Consider the following 16,867-nt stretch of genomic DNA (forward strand, 5'->3'; position numbering starts at 1 on the left):
TGCCCGTTTTTCCCCACACCCGATAATGCGATGCGTTATCAATTCTTTACCTTGCGTCTCCGCAACCTTCGCGGGCTTCGAGCGGTAGTCACGGCGATCACGTTCCCTCCCGTCGAATGGAGCATCATGTCCCTCCCTCTGACCCGCCGGATCGCCCGTGCCGCGCTGCTCGTCGCAGCGGGAGCGGCTGCCGGGGTCGGTGCGGCCGGCTCCGCCGGCGCGGCCCCGAGCCTGCCGGCCGGCACCCCGAACCTCGGCGGTCTGACCGCCCTGGACGGAGCGAGCGTCGGCAACACCGCCGACGCTGCGGCGCAGACCGTCACCGGGACCGTCGGCCGCACCGGTGGCGCGGCGATCGAGTCGGCGGTGCCCGCCGCCGGACAGACCGGCGGCAAGGCCGTCAAGAAGGCGGCGCCGGTGGTGCAGCACACCGCGGGCGACGCGGCGGGCTCCGCCGGTGGGCTGCTGGGTGAGACGGCGTCCACCGCGACCAAGGGCGGACTGCCGACGGGTGGGCTGCCGGTGAAGGGGCTGCCGATCGGCTGAGTGGCTCAGCCGCCTCTCGCGAAGGGGCCCGGGGATTTCCCCGGGCCCCTTCGCGTTGTGCTTCGGCTGCGGGCCGGTGGGGGTTGTTCGCGCAGTTCCTCCCCCAGCCTTCGGCCGGGGGACCCCCAGCGCCCCTGAAGGGGCGCTCCGCCCGGGGCGGGTTTCAGAGAAGCCGCGCCCGGTCAGGCCAGTCGTGCCACCGCTGCCCGTACGCGTTCGTCCGTTGCCGTCAGGGCCACGCGGACGAACGTGTCGCCCGCCTCGCCGTAGAAGTCGCCCGGTGCGACGAGGATGCCCAGGCCGGCCAGGTGGGACACGGTCTGCCAGCAGGACTCGTCGCGGGTCGCCCACAGGTAGAGGCTCGCCTCGCTGTGCTCGATGCGGAAGCCGTGGGCGAGAAGGGCCGCCCGCAGGGCCGTACGGCGCGCCGTGTACCGCTCCCGCTGCTCCTGGACGTGGGTGTCGTCGGAGAGGGCCGCCACCACCGCCGCCTGCGTCGGGGCCGAGGTCATCATGCCGCCGTGCTTGCGGATCTCCAGGAGGGGGCCGAGGACCGCCGGGTCGCCGGCCAGGAAGGCCGCGCGGTAGCCGGCGAGGTTGGAGCGCTTGGAGAGGGAGTGGACGGCCACGATGCCGTCGTAGGAGCCGCCGTTGACGTCGGGGTGCAGGACCGAGACCGGGTCGGCCTCCCAGCCCAGTTCGAGGTAGCACTCGTCGGAGAAGAGCAGGACGCCGTGGGTGCGGGCCCACGCGACGATCTCCGTCAGTTCCTGCTGGGACAGCACCTTGCCCGTCGGGTTGGACGGGGAGTTCAGCCAGAGGAGCTTCAGGTTCGTCGGGTCGAGGTCGCGCGGGTCGTCGTAGACCTCGTGGTCGGCGCGGGCGAGGCGGGCGCCGACCTCGTAGGTGGGGTACGCGAGGCGCGGGTACGCCACCCGGTCACCGGGGCCGAGTCCCAGCTGGGTGGGGAGCCAGGCGACGAGTTCCTTGGAGCCGACGATCGGGAGGACGTGGCGGTGGGTGACGTCCCGGGCGCCGAGGCGGCGGGCGACCCAGCCGGTGATCGCGTCGCGGAGCGCCGGGGTGCCCCAGACCGTGGGGTAGCCGGGCGAGTCGGCCGCGTCGATCAGGGCCTTCTGGATCAGGTCGGGGACCGGGTCCACCGGGGTGCCGACCGACAGGTCGACGATGCCGTCCGGGTGCGCCGCCGCCGTCTTCTTGTACGGTTCCAGCTTGTCCCAGGGGAAGGTGGGCAGACGGTCGGAGACTGCGGACACGGTTGCTTGCTCACTTTCTTCGGTACGACCGGTACGGCCGGTGCGGCCGACCACGGCCGGTACGGCAAACGCCTCGGCCCCGTACGGCCACGATCGGGCGTGATCAGGCCGTACGGGACCGAGGCGGCACGGTGTTGCGGCGGGCCGCCGGTGCGGACTACTCGGCCTGCGGGGGCAGCGCGGCGATGAACGGGTGATCGCGCTCGATCAGGCCCAGCTTGCTGGCGCCGCCCGGGGAGCCGAGGTCGTCGAAGAACTCGACGTTGGCCTTGTAGTAGTCCTTCCACTCCTCCGGGGTGTCGTCCTCGTAGAAGATCGCCTCGACCGGGCAGACCGGCTCACAGGCACCACAGTCGACGCATTCGTCCGGGTGGATGTACAAGGACCGCTGGCCCTCGTAGATGCAGTCGACCGGGCACTCCTCGATGCACGCCTTGTCCTTCACGTCGACACAAGGCTGCGCGATGACGTAGGTCACGCTGTCGTTCCTCCTCGAATGGGCGCTGGCGGGCCTCCGTAGGCTCCGCCGCCTGGCGCGCGGGAGCGCGGCGTCGTCGATGCCCGCCCCTAGTATCTCCGTTCCTGGGCATGATCCGAACAGGAGGGGTGAACTGACCAGTGGAAATCTCTGCCGCAGGACGCTTCGAGGTCCGTATCACCGCTGCTGACGTGGGCAAACGGGTGTCGGTGCGCCGTTTGGCCGGAAATGGTGCCACCGGGGAGAAGTTCACCGACACGGTGGGTGTTCTCACATCATGGGACGACGACGGCATGCTGACGATCACACGAAGGGACGGGGAAACCGTCCGGATACCGGAGTCCGCGCTGGTGGCGGCGAAGGTGGTGCCGGCCGCTCCGGCGCGCCGGAGGGGGCCCGCGGCCACGTACGGGGAGCTCGCGCGTGTCGCCTCGCGCGGCTGGCGGCCGGTGGAGAGCGAGCGGCTCGGCGAGTGGGAGCTGCGGGCGGCCGCGGGGTTCACCCGGCGGGCGAACAGCGTGCTGCCGCTCGGTGATCCCGGGCTGCCGCTGGACGCGGCGCTGGCGGCCGTACGGCGGTGGTACGAGGAGCGGGGGCTGCCCGCGTACGTGCAGACCGCGACCGGCGCCGAGGGCACCCAGGAGCTGCTCTGCGCGGAGCTGGAGCGGCGCGGGTGGCTGCGTGAGGTCAGCGCCGAGCTGTGGACCGGGGGGCTGGCGCCGGTGGCGGACCGGGCGGAGGGAACCGGGGTGGTCCTCTCCCGGGCGGCCGACGAGGAGTGGCTGGCGCGGTACCAGCGCAAGGGCGTGAGCGAGGTTGCGCTGAAGGTGCTGGCGGGCGGGCCGTCGGTGTGGTTCGCGACCGTGCCGGGGGCGGGGGGAGGCGCGCCCGCGGCGATCGGGCGGCTGGTGGTGGACGGCCGGTGGGCCGGGTTCGCCGCCGTCGAGGTGGATCCGGGGCTGCGGCGGCGGGGGCTGGCCACCGAGGTCATGGCGGCGCTCGCGCACCGGGCGCTCGCGGAGGGCGCGTCGGCGGCCTGGCTGCAGGTGGAGACGGACAACGCGGGGGCGCGGGCGCTGTACGGGCGGCTGGGCTTCGCGGCGCACCACGCGTACCACCACTACCGGGCGCCGGGGGCGGACGGCTCCTGAATCCGGGAGGCGAGGCGGTACCGATCATTCCGAAGGGGCACGAATCAGCTATGGCTTCCGGTCAGCCACATCCCCGTCCGCCGTCGCCGGCCCGGGCCGCCGAGGTACGGCAGCGGTTCGCCGAGGAGGCGCGGTCCGAGCGGCCCGATCTGGCGGCGCTGTGCCTGCTGACGGGCGCGGCGGCCGACGGTTCGCTGGACGAGGACGGGATCGACGCGGCGCAGCTGGAACTGGACCGGCTGGCGGGGCAGCTGCCGTACCGGCCGGGCGGGCCGCACGCGTGGGCCGCGGCGGCGCAGCGGGTGCTGGGCGAACGGTTCGGTTTCCGGGGCACCGACGGGGACTACCAGCGGCTGGAGTCCTCGCTGCTGCACGAGGTGCTGCGGCGGCGGCGCGGGCTGCCGATCCTGCTGTCCGTGGTGTGGCTGGAGGTCACGCGGCGGGCCGGGGCGCCGGTGTACGGGGTCGCGCTGCCGGGGCACTTCGTGGTCGGGTTCGGGGCGGCGGAGGAGCAGGTGCTGGCCGATCCGTTCGACGGGGGGCGGGTGCTGACCGGGGCGGACGCGGAGCTGCTGGTGGTGGGGGCGGCGGGGGTGCCGCTGGAACCGGCGATGCTGGAGCCGGCCGATCCGCTGGACGTCGTACGGCGGATCCTGAACAACGTACGGGCGTGGGCGGCGGCCCGCCCCGAACGGTCGGACGTCGGCCTGTGGTCGGTCGACCTCTCCCTGCTGCTGCCGTCGCATCCGGCACGGCTGCGGTACGAGCGGGCGCGGCTGCTGGTGGAACGGGGCGACTTCGTCGACGGGGCCGAGGAGTTGGAGAAGTACGCCGGGTTGATCGACGTGGTCGACGAGGGGGCGGCGGAGAAGGTGAGGGGGGAGGCGCGGGCGGCTCGGGCTCGTCTCAACTGAGGGGGGTTTGGGGCGTGTTCACCATAGGGGTGCGTGTGGCGCGTGCGGGTGCGGGTGGTGTGGCGCGTGCGGGTGCGTTGTGGCTGGTCGCGCAGTTCCCCGCGCCCCTTGGTTAGCTGTACTGCCGGCGCCGACACGTCACCGCCGCCGCCACTCGCCAACCCCCACTCCCCCGCCGACTCCCCTCCGCCGGTCTCTTTGATCCGACGCAACGGTGATCGGCCGAGACGGCGTGGTCCGGCGGTGCCCAGCCGGCCGCATCCCCTGGACCGGCCTACAGCCAGCCCTTCTCCCGCGCGATGCGGACCGCTTCCGCCCTGTTGCGGACCGCCAGTTTCTGGATCGCGGTCGAGAGATAGTTCCGTACCGTCCCCTGGGAGAGGTGCAGCGCCGCTGCGAGTTCCGCGTTGGTGGAGCCGTCGGCGGCGGCGCGGAGGACCTCGCGCTCGCGGTCGGTCAGGGGGTTGGCGCCCCCGGCGAGGGCCGCTGCCGCGAGGGTGGGGTCGATGACGCGTTCACCGGCGAGGACCTTGCGGACGGCTTCGGCGAGCTGGGCGGCGGGGGCGTCCTTGACGAGGAACGCGTCGGCGCCCGCCTCCATGGCGCTGCGGAGGTAGCCGGGGCGGCCGAAGGTGGTGAGCACGACCAGTTTCACCGCCGGCAGCGCCCTGCTGAGCTGGGCCGCCGCCTCGATGCCCGTGCAGCCCGGCATCTCGATGTCGAGCAGGGCGACGTCGATGTCGTGCTGCCGGGCCGTGGGCAGCACCTCGTCGCCGCGGGCGACCTGGGCCACGACCTCGATGTCGTCCTCCAGGCCCAGCAGGGCGGCCAGCGCCTCGCGGACCATCGACTGGTCCTCGGCGAGGAGGACCTTGATCGTGCTGCTCATGCACCGGATCCTACGGCCATGCCGGAGCCCAGCGGGACCCGGGCGACCAGCCGGAACCCGCGCTTCAGACGGCCTGCCTCCAGGGTGCCGCCCGCCTTCTCCAGACGTTCGGTGAGGCCGGTGAGCCCGTTGCCGGGGCCCTTGCCCGAACCGCCCGAACCGTTGTCCTCGACGGCGAGTTCGAGGACCGGGCCGTCCAGGGTCTGGCGGCGCAGCAGCTCCACCGTGCAGGCACTCGCGCCGCTGTGCCGTACGACGTTGGTGATCGCCTCGCGCAGCGCCCACGCGAGGGCCGCCTCACCCTCCTCGGGCACGCCCGTGAGGTCGGGGTCGGCCGGGACATCGGCGGTGACCGCGGCGGCGGTCAGGGCGACCTGGGCGCCGGCCAGTTCGGCGGCGAGCCGGGGCCGCCGGTAGCCGGTGACCGCCTCGCGGACGTCCACCAGGGCCTGGCGGCTGACCTGTTCGATGTCGGTGACCTGCTGGGCCGCCTTGTCGGGGTGGTCGGGGAGCATCCGGCCGGCCAGCTCGCTCTTCAGGGTGATCAGGGAGAGCGAGTGGCCCAGCAGGTCGTGCAGGTCGCGGGCGAGCCGCAGCCGTTCCTCGTTCGCGGCGAGTTGGGCGACGGTGGCGCGGGCCTTGCGCAACTCGATCGTGGTGGCCACGAGTTGCCGTACGCCGGTCATGGAGAAGCCGACCAGGAGCACCACGAGGAACAGGCCCCAGGCCTCGTCCATGTCGTGGACGTACCAGCCCGCCAGCATCATGGCGGCGGTGGTCAGCGGGATCGTCCAGTAGGCGATCCGCAGCGGGAAGGTCACCCCGCACATCACGGAGACGTACACGAACAGGCCGAACCAGGAGCCGCCGAGGCTGAAGGCCAGGGTGACCGCGAGCGTCGCCTCCACGGCGATCGCGGCGGTGACGACCCAGCCGCGGAAGGGCCGGCCCATCTGGCGGAAGACGATGGCCAGGTAGATCCCGACGAAGGCGGTCAGGCCCGCCCAGCCGGCCGCCGTGGTCCCGGTGGTGTGGTGGCCGGAGGCCAGGTCCTGCGCCGGGGAGGCCAGGAAGACCAGCCAGGGCAGGACCCACACCAGCTTGCGGATCGCCTCGCTCCGGCTGCGGGGCGGCCGGCCGATCCGTACCAGCCGGTCCGCCCGTGCCTCGTCCTCGGACCGCAGGTCTTCCGTCATCGTGCTCACGCCTTCAGCGTGTCCTTCCGGTACAGCCAGGCCGCGCCGCCGACGAAGAGGGCGAAGAAGACGACGAGGATGGCGATGTCCTGGGCGTGCGGGGCCCGGCTCTGCTCGATGGCCCGTCCCAGTGCAGCGTACGCGTGCGTGGGCAGCCACTTCGCGATGTCCTGGAGCCAGGTCGGGAAGGAGGAGGAGGGCCACCACAGGCCGCCGAGGATCGACAGGCCGAAGTAGGTGATCATCGTGATCGGGCGGACCGCGTCGCCGCTCGCCAGGTACCCGATGGCGACACCGAGCGCGGCGAAGACCAGGCTGCCGGCCCAGATCGCACCGGTGAGGGCGAGCCACTGCCAGGCGTCGAGGCGTACGTGCTTCACGGAGGCGGCGACCAGGAAGACGACCACGATGGAGGGGAGGCTGACCACGGCCGCGCTCGCCGTCTTGGCCAGCACGTAGCCGCGGCCGGGCAGGGTGGTCAGGCGCAGCTGCCGTACCCAGCCGCTCTCGCGCTCCTTGGCGATGCGTTCGCTGTTGCCCATCAGGACGGCGGTGAGGGCGCCGAAGGAGGCCATGGAGACCATGACGTAGGCGGCGACGGACAGGCCGGAGTTGTCGACGGTCGCGCCGGTGCCGCCCTGGCCGGCGACCAGCAGGAAGATGATCGAGGGGTAGATCACCGAGAAGAACAGGAACTTGCGGTTGCGCAGGGCGCGGGCGAGCTCCAGCTTGATCAGGGCGTTCACGACTGTGTGGCCTCCTTGGCCTCTTCGGCCTCCGTGATGGCGACGAAGGCCTGCTCCAGGCCGAGCCCGGCGACTTCGAGGTTGCGGGGGTAGACACCGAGGCCGTACAGGGCGTGGACGGTGGCGTCGGCGTCGGACGACTGCATGCGGATGGTCTGGCCGCTCACGTCGACGGCGGTGAGGAAGGGCAGCGCCCGCAGCGGGGCCTCGTCGATCTCGCCCTCCAGGTCGAAGGAGATCCGCCGGGCGCCCGCCTTGGCCTTGATCTCGGCGGCCGTGCCGTCGGCGAGCAGCCGGCCCCGGTGCAGCACCAGCACCCGGTCGGCGATGGCGTCGGCCTCTTCGAGGTAGTGGGTGGCGAACAGGACGGTACGGCCCTGGTCGGCCTGTTCGCGCATGGTGGCCCAGAACGCCTGGCGGGCGGAGACGTCCATGCCGGTGGTGGGCTCGTCCAGGACGATCAGGTCGCTGTCACCCGCGGTGGCGAGGGCGAAGCGGACGCGCTGCGACTGGCCGCCGGAGAGCTTGTTGACCTTGCGGTCGGCGATCTGCGAGATGCCCGCGCGGGCGAGGACGTCGGTGACCTTGTAGGGCTTGGGGTGCAGCTGGCAGGCGAGCCGGACGAGTTCGGCGACCGTGACCTCGTCCATCAGGCCGCCGCTCTGCAGCATCGCGCCCACGCGTCCGGCGACGATGGCCTCGCGCGGGCTCAGGCCGAACACGCTGACCTTGCCGGCGTCGGCCTGCTTGAGGCCGAGCAGCAGGTCGAGCGTGGTCGACTTGCCCGCGCCGTTGGGCCCGAGCAGGGCCACGGTCTCCCCCGGGTGCAGCCGCAGCGAGAGCCCGTCGACGGCCCGCACGTTCCCGTAGGTCTTGCTCACTTGGTCGAACCCGACCACCACCGGGGTTCCGGTGGCCGTCGTCGCCGCTGTCGTTGTCATGCCTCCATGCTGGCGGCGAGCCGGGGGCCGGGGGCAGTGCCGGACGTCCGGAGAGCCGCATGACAGATGTCATGGGCGGCGCCCGACATGCGCGAAGGGGCGCCCGGTGAGCACCGGGCGCCCCTTCGTCACGCGTCAGCTGGGGTTGGTGTCGATGACGCCCACCCGGTTGGTCTTGCTCAGCAGGGCCTGGCGCAGGGCGACGTAGACGTCCTGCGGGGTGACGGCCGTCTTGCCGCCGGTGGCGCGGGTGATCTTGACGCTGTCGAAGGTGTTGCCGTACAGCCCCTTGAGCGCGTTCAGGTCAGGGCTGTCGACGAGTTTGCCGTCGACGACCTTGACCCGGAGGAACTTCCACAGGGAGTTCTGGGGGCTGAACTGCAGCTGGACGCCGGTGTCCGTCTTCACCGTGACAAACGCCGACATCGCCGGCTCCGCGAACGCCTTCATCTCGCGGTCGACCTCGGCGTTGGTGATCGTCGGCTGCTGGGTGGTCGTCGGCACGGCCACCGCGGCGGCGTTGCCGGTCTCGACCATCTGCTCGTACGCCTGCTCGACCGCCTTCGTGGAGCCGGCCGCGTCGATGCCCTTGCCCGCCTTGCCGTAGACCGCGACGGCCTTGCCGGAGGTGAACTTGATCGTGCCCTCGGTGACCGAGCCCGAACTGCCGCCGAGGTCCTTGAGGGCGGCCTGGAGCTTCTCCTCGTCGACCGGCATGTCGGGGTCGACGACCCGCTTCTGGCCGAACAGGGAGCCGATCACGGAGACCGGGTTGTAGTCGCTCTTGGCGGCCGCCTCGACGGTGCTCTGGATGTCGAACTGCAGGCCCGCCTGGTCCGGCGGCAGCGAGACCGTTTTGCCGGCGACGGACAGCTTCAGCGGCTTGTTCACATTCTTGCCGAACGCGTCGTCTAGCTTCTTGACCGCGTCGTCGCGGGTGCCGCCGCCGATGTCGACGCCGAGCACGGTGGTGCCCTTGGGCACGTCGGAGTGGTTCATGAGCAGCCCGGCGCCGTAGACGCCGAGGCCGGCGACCACCACGACGCCGCCGAGCAGCGGCAGCTTGCCGCGCTTCTTCTTTGCCTTCGCCTTGCCCTTGCTCTTGGCCTCGGCCGGGGGCGGCGAGACCGGCTCGGGCAGCTTCGGGGGCGTGTGCGGCTGCGGCCCGGTGCCGGGGGCGCCCGGCGCGAACGGGGAGTTGGCGCCCGGCGGCACGACCGGGACGCCGCTGGTGACGGTATGTCCGGAGACGTTGGCCGGCGGGGTGCCGTAGCCGGGCATGCCCGGCTCGGGGGCGGGCTTCTGCGGGGTGAGGATCGCGGTGTCGTCGCTCAGGCCGCCACCGGGGACCGCGAGTCCGGGACCGGCGGGGGCGGTGCGCGCGCCGGGCCGGGGCTGGGCGCCGGGCCGGGGCTGGGCGCCGGGCCGGGGCTGGGCGCCGCGGGGACCGCCGGGGCCGGCGGGACCGCCGCCGGGGCCCGCGAGACCGTTCGGGGCGCCGAAGGGCTCGCCGCCGTTGACCGGCGGGACGAACGGGCCGTCGCCGGTGACCGGGCCGCCGGTGGGGCCTGCCGGGCCCTGCGGGCCGCCGAGGCCGCCGGGACCGCCGGGACCGCTGAAGCCGCTGGGGCCGCCGGGACCGGCCGGGCCGCCGCCGGGCACGCCGGGGCCGCCCTGGGCGCCGTTCGGGCTGCCGTTGTCGGAGAAGTACGGCAGGTCGTCGCGGCGGGCGTCACCGCCCGGCGCGCCGCCCCGGGCGCCGCCGAGCGGGCCCGCGGCGAGCGCCTCGGTGACGTCGAAGGAGCCGGTGCCGCCGCCGTGGCCGGGGGCCACCGGGCCGCCGGTCGCGCCCGCGGGGAGCCCCGCGCCGTTGGTCCCGCCGGGCCGGGACGCACCCGGCACGCTCATGGAGCCGACGACACCGCCGGGGCGGCCGCCGTTCGCGGCGCCGGAGCGGGGGGCGCCGCCGCCGTTCGGACGCGCCGCACCCGCAGTGTTCGGCGAGGCAGCGGGCGAACCGCCGGGTGTACCCGCCCCATTGGCGGCGCCGGCGCGCTGTCCGCCCTTGGCGGGGCCGGACTTGCGTGGCGCGAACCAGTCGGTGGTGGGCGCGGGCGCCGGCTCGGCGGCGGGCGGCTCGGCGTTGCCGGTGGGCGTGGCGGCGCCCGACGGCCGCGCGTGGGAGCCCGTCTCCTCGCCCGTGCCGCCCTTGCCGCCCACGACGGCCGTGCCGCCCTCGACGTCCGCGACAGGGGTACGGACGACCACGGGCGGAATCGGCCGGGAACCGGGGATGTTGATCCGGATCCGGGTCGTCAGCGTGGTCTCGGTCTTGCGCTCCTCCGGCTGCGCGGCCGAACGGGCCGCGTCCGTGCCGTCGTCGGAAGCCATGGGGGTCCCGTACGGCGGCGTGCCCGAGGGGTATGCGGATCCACCGCGCCCGTCGGGCCCGGAGGACGGAGTGTCAGTTTCACGACTCAAGGCAGGTTCTCCCGGTTGGCTCCACCGCCCGTGACGACCTCGCTGGGACGGCTCGGCGGCGCGCACCACCATACTGGCCACTTCTGACGCTTATCCCATGACCGCTGGGGAAACCCACACCGGACTCCCACGGGCGCCCCACGGCGAAGTGGTACGTCACTTGCCAAGTCGGGCGTCGCCCGCTTCGGGTTGCCGCCCCAAACCTATTGTGGCGCAGATCACAGCCAGCGCCATGCCGCCGAGCAGGAAGAGGTACGAGCCGCCTCCCGCGCCGAACAGGAAGTCGCCCTCCGGTCTGCTGGCGGTGAGGAAGATGACGGCGACGACCCAGCCGAACGCCGGTGCGACGGCTCCCGATCGGCTCGCCAGGGCGCGGGCCCCGCCGAGGAAGAGCCCCGCGGCGCCGGCCAGGGCGAGCAGCAGTCCGCCCGGGAACCAGCCGGCCTGGACGAGGGCGCCCGCGGCGCCGACCACGGCCCCGAGCACGACCAGCCCGACGAGGGCCGCGACCCGCCCCGCGGAGGGCGCCTGCAACGGCTGCGCCAGCATCGACCCGCGTCCGCCGGAACTCATGACGCCTCCCCGAGGCCGGCGAAGAGATCGGTCTCGCGCGCCGCGCCCGGCTCCCCGCCCACCAATTCGTAGAACTCCGTGGTGAACAACGGCTGCGCCAGCTCGTTGGAGAGCGCGAAGTAGCGGGCGCCGTGCGGTGCCACCTCGACCTGGGTGGCGTGGGCGGCCATCGCGGCGGCCTTCGCGGCGGCGTACGGGGTGCCGTCGATCTCGGTGGTGACCCGGCGGTCGTCGACCACACCGGGTACGTCGTCGACGGCGGCGGACTTGGCGAAGGGCAGCTCCGGCAGGTCGTCCCGGAGCCTGGCGAAGGCGGCGTCGGCGACCGTGCGCGGGACGCGGTTCCAGTAGACCTTGGGGATGCGGTGCCCGGCCTCGGCGGCCAGCTCGACGGCCCTCATGGCGACGCGGTGGGCCTGGATGTGGTCCGGGTGGCCGTACCCGCCGTTGTCGTCGTACGTGACGAGGACCTGGGGGCGGGTCGCCAGGACGACCTCGGCCAGGTGTCCGGCGGCCTCGTCGATGTCGGCCTGCCAGAAGCAGTCGGGCGCGTCGTTGTCGGGCACGCCCATCATGCCGGAGTCGCGGTAGCGGCCGGGACCGCCGAGCAGCCGGACGTCGGCCACGCCGACCTCGCGCATGGCCGCGGTCAGCTCGCCGAGCCGGTACTCGCCCAGCGCGGGACCGGTGAGATGCCGCAGCCCGGGCGGGATGACCTCGCCACCCTCGCCCAGGGTGCAGGTGACCAGCGTCACATGGGCACCTTGGGCCGCATAGCGGGCCATGGTGGCGCCGTTGTTGATCGACTCGTCGTCCGGGTGCGCGTGCACGAGCAACAGACGCCGGGAGGGCAGTTCCGTCATGTGCCCACCCTACGAAACGACACCGACAGTGCCGCGCAGCCCGGGTCGACCGATGCGAGAAGTGGCCGGGGTCAGAACTTGATGCTGCCGATCATGCTGGCGACGTTCGTCGTCAGATCGCTGATCGTCGGTGCGATGGTCGAGGAGGCGAGATAGAACCCGAGCAGCATGCACACCACGGCATGACCGCCCTTCAGACCCGACTTCTTGATCAACAAGAAGACGATGATCGCCAGCAGCACCACCGCCGAAATCGAGAGTGCCACGGCGGCTCACCTCCAAAGATCCCAGGGACGCGGGGGGTTCGGACTATGGGGGTTGTAGATCGGTACAGCAATTCCATGCGCACGCCAGCAGGTTCATACCCACCCAGCGGTAGTGATCATAACTATGCGTGCTCGCGCATCGCTCGGCGCACGGCCGCACAAGGGGGCGCATGGCCAATATGGTCGGGGGATGACGACCGAGGCTGTCTCATTCCCCCGCCGGCACGCCCGCACCCAGCGTTTCACGCTCGGCGCGCCGCGCGCGTTCACCGTGGCCCCCGACGGCTCCCGCGTGGCGTTTCTGCGCTCCGGCTCCGGCACCGACCGCGCCAACTCCCTCTGGGTCCTTGACGTACCGAGCGGCGAGGAGCACCTCGCGGCCGACCCGCGCACCCTGCTCGGCGGTGCCGAGGAGCACCTCTCGCCCCAGGAGCGGGCCCGGCGCGAACGCAGCCGGGAGGGCGGTGCCGGCATCGTCGGCTACGCCACCGACTCGGCTGTGGAGTTGGCGTCTTTCGCCTTGTCAGGACGGCTTTTCACGGCCGAGCTCAGGGCCGGTACGGCACGCGAACTCAGCGTCCCCGGGCCGGTGATCGACCCGCGCCCGTCCCCCGACGGACGCCATGTCGCGTACGTCGCGGCGGGCGCCCTGCGCGTGGTCGGCGCCGAGGGCGAGGGCGACCGGGCGCTCGCCGAGCCGGAGTCGGAACAGGTCACCTACGGATTGGCCGAGTTCATCGCGGCCGAGGAGATGGGGCGTTCGCGCGGCTTCTGGTGGTCGCCGCAGTCCGACCGGCTGCTCGTGGCGCGCGTGGACGACACGCCGGTGCAGCGGTGGTGGATCGCCGACCCCGCCCATCCGGAGCGTGAGCCACATCATGTCGCCTACCCGGCGGCGGGCACCCCGAACGCCGACGTACACCTGTTCGTCCACGGCCTCGACGGGTCGCGCACGGAGATCTCCTGGGACCGGGCACGCTATCCGTACGTGGCGCATGTGCACTGGTCAGAGGCGGGTGCCCCGCTGCTGCTCGTACAGGCGCGCGACCAGCGCAGCCAGCTGTTCCTGGCCGTGGACCCGGTGTCGGGGGCGACCCGGATGGTGCACGCGGACGAAGATCCAACATGGCTTGAACTGTTCGGTGGAGTGCCCTGCTGGAGCCCCTCCGGACAGCTGGTCCGGATCGCCGACGAGGGTGGCGCCCGCGTGCTCGCGGTGGGTGAACGCCCGCTCACGGGACCCCAGTTGCACATCCGTGCGGTGCTCGACGTGACCGCCGACGACGTGCTGGTTTCGGCGTCCGCGGGCGAGGAGGCCGAGTCCCCCGAGATCGGCGAGGTACACGTCTACCGCGTCAACGAACTCGGCGTGGAGCGCATGTCGCAAGAACCCGGCGTGCACACGGCCGTGCGCGCCGGGGGCGTGACCGTACTGGTCTCCGCCACTCCCGACAGCCCCGGCACCCGCGTCCAGGTGCTGCATGACGGAAAGCACCTGTCGACCGTCACCTCATACGCCGAAGGCCCCGGTTTGTCCCCGCGCGTGACGCTCACCGAGGGGGGCGCACGCCGAATTCCGTGCGCCGTGCTTATGCCACGGGACTACCACGGGGACACTCCCCTTCCGGTTTTGCTGGACCCGTACGGGGGTCCGCACGGCCAGCGGGTGGTCGCCGCGCACAACGCCCACCTGACCTCCCAGTGGTTCGCCGACCAGGGCTTCGCGGTGATCGTCGCCGACGGCCGGGGCACCCCGGGCCGCTCTCCCGCCTGGGAGAAGTCCATCAAGGACGAGGTCGCGGCGACCGTCCTCCAGGACCAGGTCGACGCCCTCCAGGCGCTCGCCGCCGACTTCCCCCTCGACCTGACCAGGGTGGCGATCCGCGGCTGGTCCTTCGGCGGCTACCTCGCCGCCCTCGCGGCCCTGCGCCGCCCGGACGTCTTCCACGCGGCGGTGGTCGGCGCCCCGGTGACCGACCTGCGCCTGTACGACACCCACTACCAGGAGCGCTACCTCGGCCACCCCGGCGAACAGCCGGAGGTCTACCGCCGCAACTCGGTGATCGACGACGACGGACTGACCGAGGCCGCCGAACCGCACCGGCCCATGATGATCATCCACGGTCTCGCCGACGACAACGTGGTAGTGGCCCACTCGCTGCGGTTGTCCTCGGCCCTGCTGGCCGCGGGCCGCCCGCACGAGGTCCTGCCCCTGTCGGGCGTCACGCACATGACCCCGCAGGAACAGGTGGCGGAGAACCTGCTGCTGCTCCAGCTGGACTTCCTGAAGAGGTCACTGGGCCTGGCGTAACGCGCCCCAAAGGGGCGCGGGGAACTGCGCGACCAGCCCCCACGCACCCGCACACGGCAACGGGCCGGAGCGACATGGCGCGCTCCGGCCCGTTTACGGCACCCGCACGGCCGTACGCTCATTAGAGTGGCCCGTCCGTATATCGAGACCGGGTCGGCGAAGTTGCCTGCGTGTTAACGCGATTGACCCGCATACGCCCCGTTATGCACCCCCGTTACCAAGATCGTCCGGCGGCACGACCTGCTTCTCCTCCGCGAAGTGGCAGGCGGAGTCATGCGCCGCCGGCCCCGACGCGAGCCGGAAGACCGCGGGCACCGCAAGCAACGGCACCTCCACCGCGCACCGCTCCTCCGCCTTCCAGCACCGCGTGCGGAACCGGCACCCCGACGGAATGTCCGTCGGCGACGGCACGTCCCCGCTCAGGATGATCCGCTCCCGGTGCTCCCGCGCCTCCGGGTCCGGTACCGGCACCGCGGAGAGCAGGGCCTGGGTGTAGGGGTGGGTCGGATGGTCGTAGATCTCCTCGTCCTTGCCGATCTCCACGATCCGCCCGAGGTACATCACCCCGACCCGGTCCGAGATGTGCCGCACGATCGACAGGTCGTGGGCGATGAAGACGTACGACAGGTCGAAGTCGTTCTGCAGCCGGTCGAGCAGGTTGATCACCTGGGCCTGCACGGAGACGTCGAGCGCGGACACCGGCTCGTCGGCGACGATCACCTCGGGCCGCAGCGCCAGCCCGCGCGCGATGCCGATGCGCTGCCGCTGGCCGCCGGAGAACTGGTGCGGATAGCGGTTGATGTACTCGGGGTTGAGCCCCACGACGTCCAGCAGCTCCTGGACCCGCCTGCGCCGGTCGCCCTTGGGGGCCGCCTCCGGATGGATCTCGTAGGGCTCCCCGATGATGTCGCCGACGGTCATCCTGGGGTTGAGCGAGGTGTACGGGTCCTGGAAGACCATCTGGATGTTGCGGCGGACGGCTTTGAGCGCCCGCCCGCTCAACCTGGTGATGTCGTCGCCCTTGTACTTGATCGACCCCGCCGTCGGCCGCTCTAGGTTGACGAGCATCTTGGCGACCGTCGACTTGCCGCAGCCGGACTCCCCGACGATGCCGAGCGTCTCTCCTTTGTTGAGCGTGAAGTCAACACCGTCAACGGCCTTGACGGCACCGATCTGCTTCTTGATCAAGATGCCTTGGGTCAAGGGGTAGTACTTGACCAGTCCACTCACTTCCAGGATCGGCTCAACCACCCTCTCAACCATTGAGGCACTCCCTCCAGAAGTGGCAGGCGCTGCCCCGGTGTTGATCCACCTGGTACAGCGGCGGCTCGTCGGTGCGGCACACGTCCTGGGCCATCGGGCAGCGCGGGTTGAAGGCGCACCCCGGAGGGATGTCCATCAGGTTGGGCGGCAGGCCCTTGATGGCGTAGAGCTCCTGGCCCTTCTGGTCGAGGCGCGGGATGGAGTCGAGCAGCCCGCGCGTGTAGGGGTGGGCCGGCGCCTTGTAGATGTCGTGCACCGGCGCCGACTCGACGATCCGCCCCGCGTACATCACGGCGATCCGGTCGGCGACGTCCGCGACCACGCCCAGGTCGTGGGTGATGAGGATCAGTCCCATGCGGTACTCGCGCTGCAACTCCGCGAGCAGGTCCATGACCTGGGCCTGGACGGTGACGTCCAGGGCGGTGGTGGGTTCGTCGGCGATGACGAGCGCCGGTTCCAGGGCCAGCGCCATGGCGATCATGATGCGCTGGCGCATGCCCCCGGAGAACTGGTGCGGATAGTCCCGCACCCGCTGGGCGGCGCCCGGGATCCGCACCCGGTCCATCAGCTCCACGGCCCTGGCCCGCGCGTCCTTCCTGGACATCCCCCGGTGCACGACGAACATCTCGCCCAGCTGGTCGCCCACGCTCAGCACCGGGTTGAGCGCCGACAGCGCGTCCTGGAAGATCATCGCCATCTCGGCGCCCCGGACCTTCCGCCTTTCCTCCTCCTTCAGCTTCAGCAGGTCGCGGCCCCGGAAGAGGATCTCGCCCCCGCCGATCCGACCCGGCGGCACGTCCAGGATTCCCATCACGGCCTGGGCGGTCACCGACTTCCCGGATCCCGACTCGCCCAGCACGGCCAGCGTCTCCCCCTCGTCGACGGCGTACGAGACGCCGTTGACCGCCTTCGCGACCCCGTCTCGCGTCCGGAACTCCACGTGCAGGTCACGCACTTCGAGCAGCACGGCGA

The 16,867-nt window shown here is 72.2% G+C and carries 16 protein-coding genes; 4 read left to right on the plus strand and 12 right to left on the minus strand.

What is annotated here, in order from left to right; genetic code table 11:
* Window positions 1–126: 126 nt before the first annotated feature.
* Window positions 127–546, plus strand: coding sequence for an ATP-binding protein (locus ACIQVL_RS35860; protein ID WP_403440923.1), 420 nt, complete (start codon window positions 127–129; stop codon window positions 544–546).
* Between the two features lie 182 nt (window positions 547–728).
* On the opposite strand, the gene ACIQVL_RS35865 is transcribed toward ACIQVL_RS35860, so the two are convergent.
* Entirely contained in the window at window positions 729–1,823 is a 1,095-nt protein-coding gene (locus ACIQVL_RS35865) for a bifunctional succinyldiaminopimelate transaminase/glutamate-prephenate aminotransferase (protein WP_403477403.1), read from the minus strand.
* A gap of 157 nt (window positions 1,824–1,980) precedes the next feature.
* Window positions 1,981–2,301 carry a ferredoxin gene (fdxA, locus tag ACIQVL_RS35870; protein WP_089098949.1) on the minus strand — a complete coding sequence of 107 codons (321 nt, stop codon included), beginning with the start codon at window positions 2,299–2,301 and terminating at the stop codon, window positions 1,981–1,983.
* A 140-nt stretch (window positions 2,302–2,441) separates the two neighbouring features.
* Between fdxA and ACIQVL_RS35875 the strand changes: the two genes are divergently transcribed.
* Entirely contained in the window at window positions 2,442–3,452 is a 1,011-nt protein-coding gene (locus ACIQVL_RS35875; RefSeq protein WP_403477404.1) for a GNAT family N-acetyltransferase, read from the plus strand.
* A 50-nt stretch (window positions 3,453–3,502) separates the two neighbouring features.
* Window positions 3,503–4,366 (plus strand): transglutaminase-like domain-containing protein, encoded by an 864-nt coding sequence (locus ACIQVL_RS35880; RefSeq protein ID WP_403440929.1) that lies wholly within the window; start codon window positions 3,503–3,505, stop codon window positions 4,364–4,366.
* A 274-nt stretch (window positions 4,367–4,640) separates the two neighbouring features.
* Here ACIQVL_RS35880 and ACIQVL_RS35885 read toward each other — a convergent pair whose 3' ends face one another.
* From ACIQVL_RS35885 to ACIQVL_RS35920, 8 genes are all read right to left on the minus strand, one after another.
* Window positions 4,641–5,255: a response regulator transcription factor gene (locus ACIQVL_RS35885; protein ID WP_403477405.1), complete on the minus strand. Its 615-nt coding sequence runs from the start codon at window positions 5,253–5,255 to the stop codon at window positions 4,641–4,643.
* Window positions 5,252–6,451 (minus strand): sensor histidine kinase, encoded by a 1,200-nt coding sequence (locus tag ACIQVL_RS35890; RefSeq protein WP_403441214.1) that lies wholly within the window; start codon window positions 6,449–6,451, stop codon window positions 5,252–5,254. Before ACIQVL_RS35890 ends, ACIQVL_RS35885 begins: the two co-directional genes overlap by 4 nt.
* A gap of 5 nt (window positions 6,452–6,456) precedes the next feature.
* On the minus strand, window positions 6,457–7,197 hold the full coding sequence (locus tag ACIQVL_RS35895) for an ABC transporter permease (protein ID WP_403440935.1): 741 nt from the start codon (window positions 7,195–7,197) through the stop codon (window positions 6,457–6,459).
* Complete coding sequence (locus ACIQVL_RS35900) at window positions 7,194–8,138, minus strand: ABC transporter ATP-binding protein (protein ID WP_403440938.1); 945 nt, start codon at window positions 8,136–8,138, stop codon at window positions 7,194–7,196. Before ACIQVL_RS35900 ends, ACIQVL_RS35895 begins: the two co-directional genes overlap by 4 nt.
* 135 nt (window positions 8,139–8,273) lie before the next feature.
* On the minus strand, window positions 8,274–10,619 hold the full coding sequence (locus ACIQVL_RS35905) for a hypothetical protein (RefSeq protein ID WP_403477406.1): 2,346 nt from the start codon (window positions 10,617–10,619) through the stop codon (window positions 8,274–8,276).
* A gap of 156 nt (window positions 10,620–10,775) precedes the next feature.
* The gene (locus tag ACIQVL_RS35910) at window positions 10,776–11,192 is read right to left on the minus strand and encodes a DUF6113 family protein (protein ID WP_403440944.1); all 417 of its coding nucleotides are present in this window, start codon (window positions 11,190–11,192) and stop codon (window positions 10,776–10,778) included.
* Window positions 11,189–12,055 carry an N-acetyl-1-D-myo-inositol-2-amino-2-deoxy-alpha-D-glucopyranoside deacetylase gene (gene mshB / locus ACIQVL_RS35915; protein ID WP_403477407.1) on the minus strand — a complete coding sequence of 289 codons (867 nt, stop codon included), beginning with the start codon at window positions 12,053–12,055 and terminating at the stop codon, window positions 11,189–11,191. Before mshB ends, ACIQVL_RS35910 begins: the two co-directional genes overlap by 4 nt.
* A gap of 71 nt (window positions 12,056–12,126) precedes the next feature.
* Complete coding sequence (locus tag ACIQVL_RS35920; protein WP_089098958.1) at window positions 12,127–12,321, minus strand: hypothetical protein; 195 nt, start codon at window positions 12,319–12,321, stop codon at window positions 12,127–12,129.
* A gap of 190 nt (window positions 12,322–12,511) precedes the next feature.
* Here ACIQVL_RS35920 and ACIQVL_RS35925 point away from each other — a divergent pair, with 190 nt between their 5' ends.
* Window positions 12,512–14,632 (plus strand): prolyl oligopeptidase family serine peptidase, encoded by a 2,121-nt coding sequence (locus ACIQVL_RS35925; protein ID WP_403477408.1) that lies wholly within the window; start codon window positions 12,512–12,514, stop codon window positions 14,630–14,632.
* A 201-nt stretch (window positions 14,633–14,833) separates the two neighbouring features.
* On the opposite strand, the gene ACIQVL_RS35930 is transcribed toward ACIQVL_RS35925, so the two are convergent.
* Together ACIQVL_RS35930 and ACIQVL_RS35935 are read right to left on the minus strand one after the other, a co-directional pair.
* Entirely contained in the window at window positions 14,834–15,895 is a 1,062-nt protein-coding gene (locus tag ACIQVL_RS35930; RefSeq protein ID WP_403477409.1) for an ABC transporter ATP-binding protein, read from the minus strand.
* Window positions 15,888–16,862 carry an ABC transporter ATP-binding protein gene (locus tag ACIQVL_RS35935; protein ID WP_403440955.1) on the minus strand — a complete coding sequence of 325 codons (975 nt, stop codon included), beginning with the start codon at window positions 16,860–16,862 and terminating at the stop codon, window positions 15,888–15,890. The genes ACIQVL_RS35930 and ACIQVL_RS35935 overlap by 8 nt, the downstream gene beginning before the upstream one ends.
* Window positions 16,863–16,867 lie beyond the last annotated feature (5 nt).

It is taken from the genome of Streptomyces sp. NPDC090499 (assembly GCF_044769305.1).
In the GTDB taxonomy this organism is placed as follows: Bacteria; Actinomycetota; Actinomycetes; order Streptomycetales; family Streptomycetaceae; genus Streptomyces.

Bases quoted from the DNA above. Each gene is read 5' to 3' on its own strand.
- ACIQVL_RS35860 (WP_403440923.1), top strand. From the start codon at position 127: ATGTCCCTCCCTCTGACCCGCCGGATCGCCCGTGCCGCGCTGCTCGTC.
- mshB (WP_403477407.1), bottom strand. From the start codon at position 12,055: ATGACGGAACTGCCCTCCCGGCGTCTGTTGCTCGTGCACGCGCACCCG.
- ACIQVL_RS35890 (WP_403441214.1), bottom strand. From the start codon at position 6,451: ATGACGGAAGACCTGCGGTCCGAGGACGAGGCACGGGCGGACCGGCTG.
- ACIQVL_RS35900 (WP_403440938.1), bottom strand. From the start codon at position 8,138: ATGACAACGACAGCGGCGACGACGGCCACCGGAACCCCGGTGGTGGTC.
- ACIQVL_RS35910 (WP_403440944.1), bottom strand. From the start codon at position 11,192: ATGAGTTCCGGCGGACGCGGGTCGATGCTGGCGCAGCCGTTGCAGGCG.
- ACIQVL_RS35925 (WP_403477408.1), top strand. From the start codon at position 12,512: ATGACGACCGAGGCTGTCTCATTCCCCCGCCGGCACGCCCGCACCCAG.
- ACIQVL_RS35880 (WP_403440929.1), top strand. From the start codon at position 3,503: ATGGCTTCCGGTCAGCCACATCCCCGTCCGCCGTCGCCGGCCCGGGCC.
- ACIQVL_RS35930 (WP_403477409.1), bottom strand. From the start codon at position 15,895: ATGGTTGAGAGGGTGGTTGAGCCGATCCTGGAAGTGAGTGGACTGGTC.
- ACIQVL_RS35885 (WP_403477405.1), bottom strand. From the start codon at position 5,255: ATGAGCAGCACGATCAAGGTCCTCCTCGCCGAGGACCAGTCGATGGTC.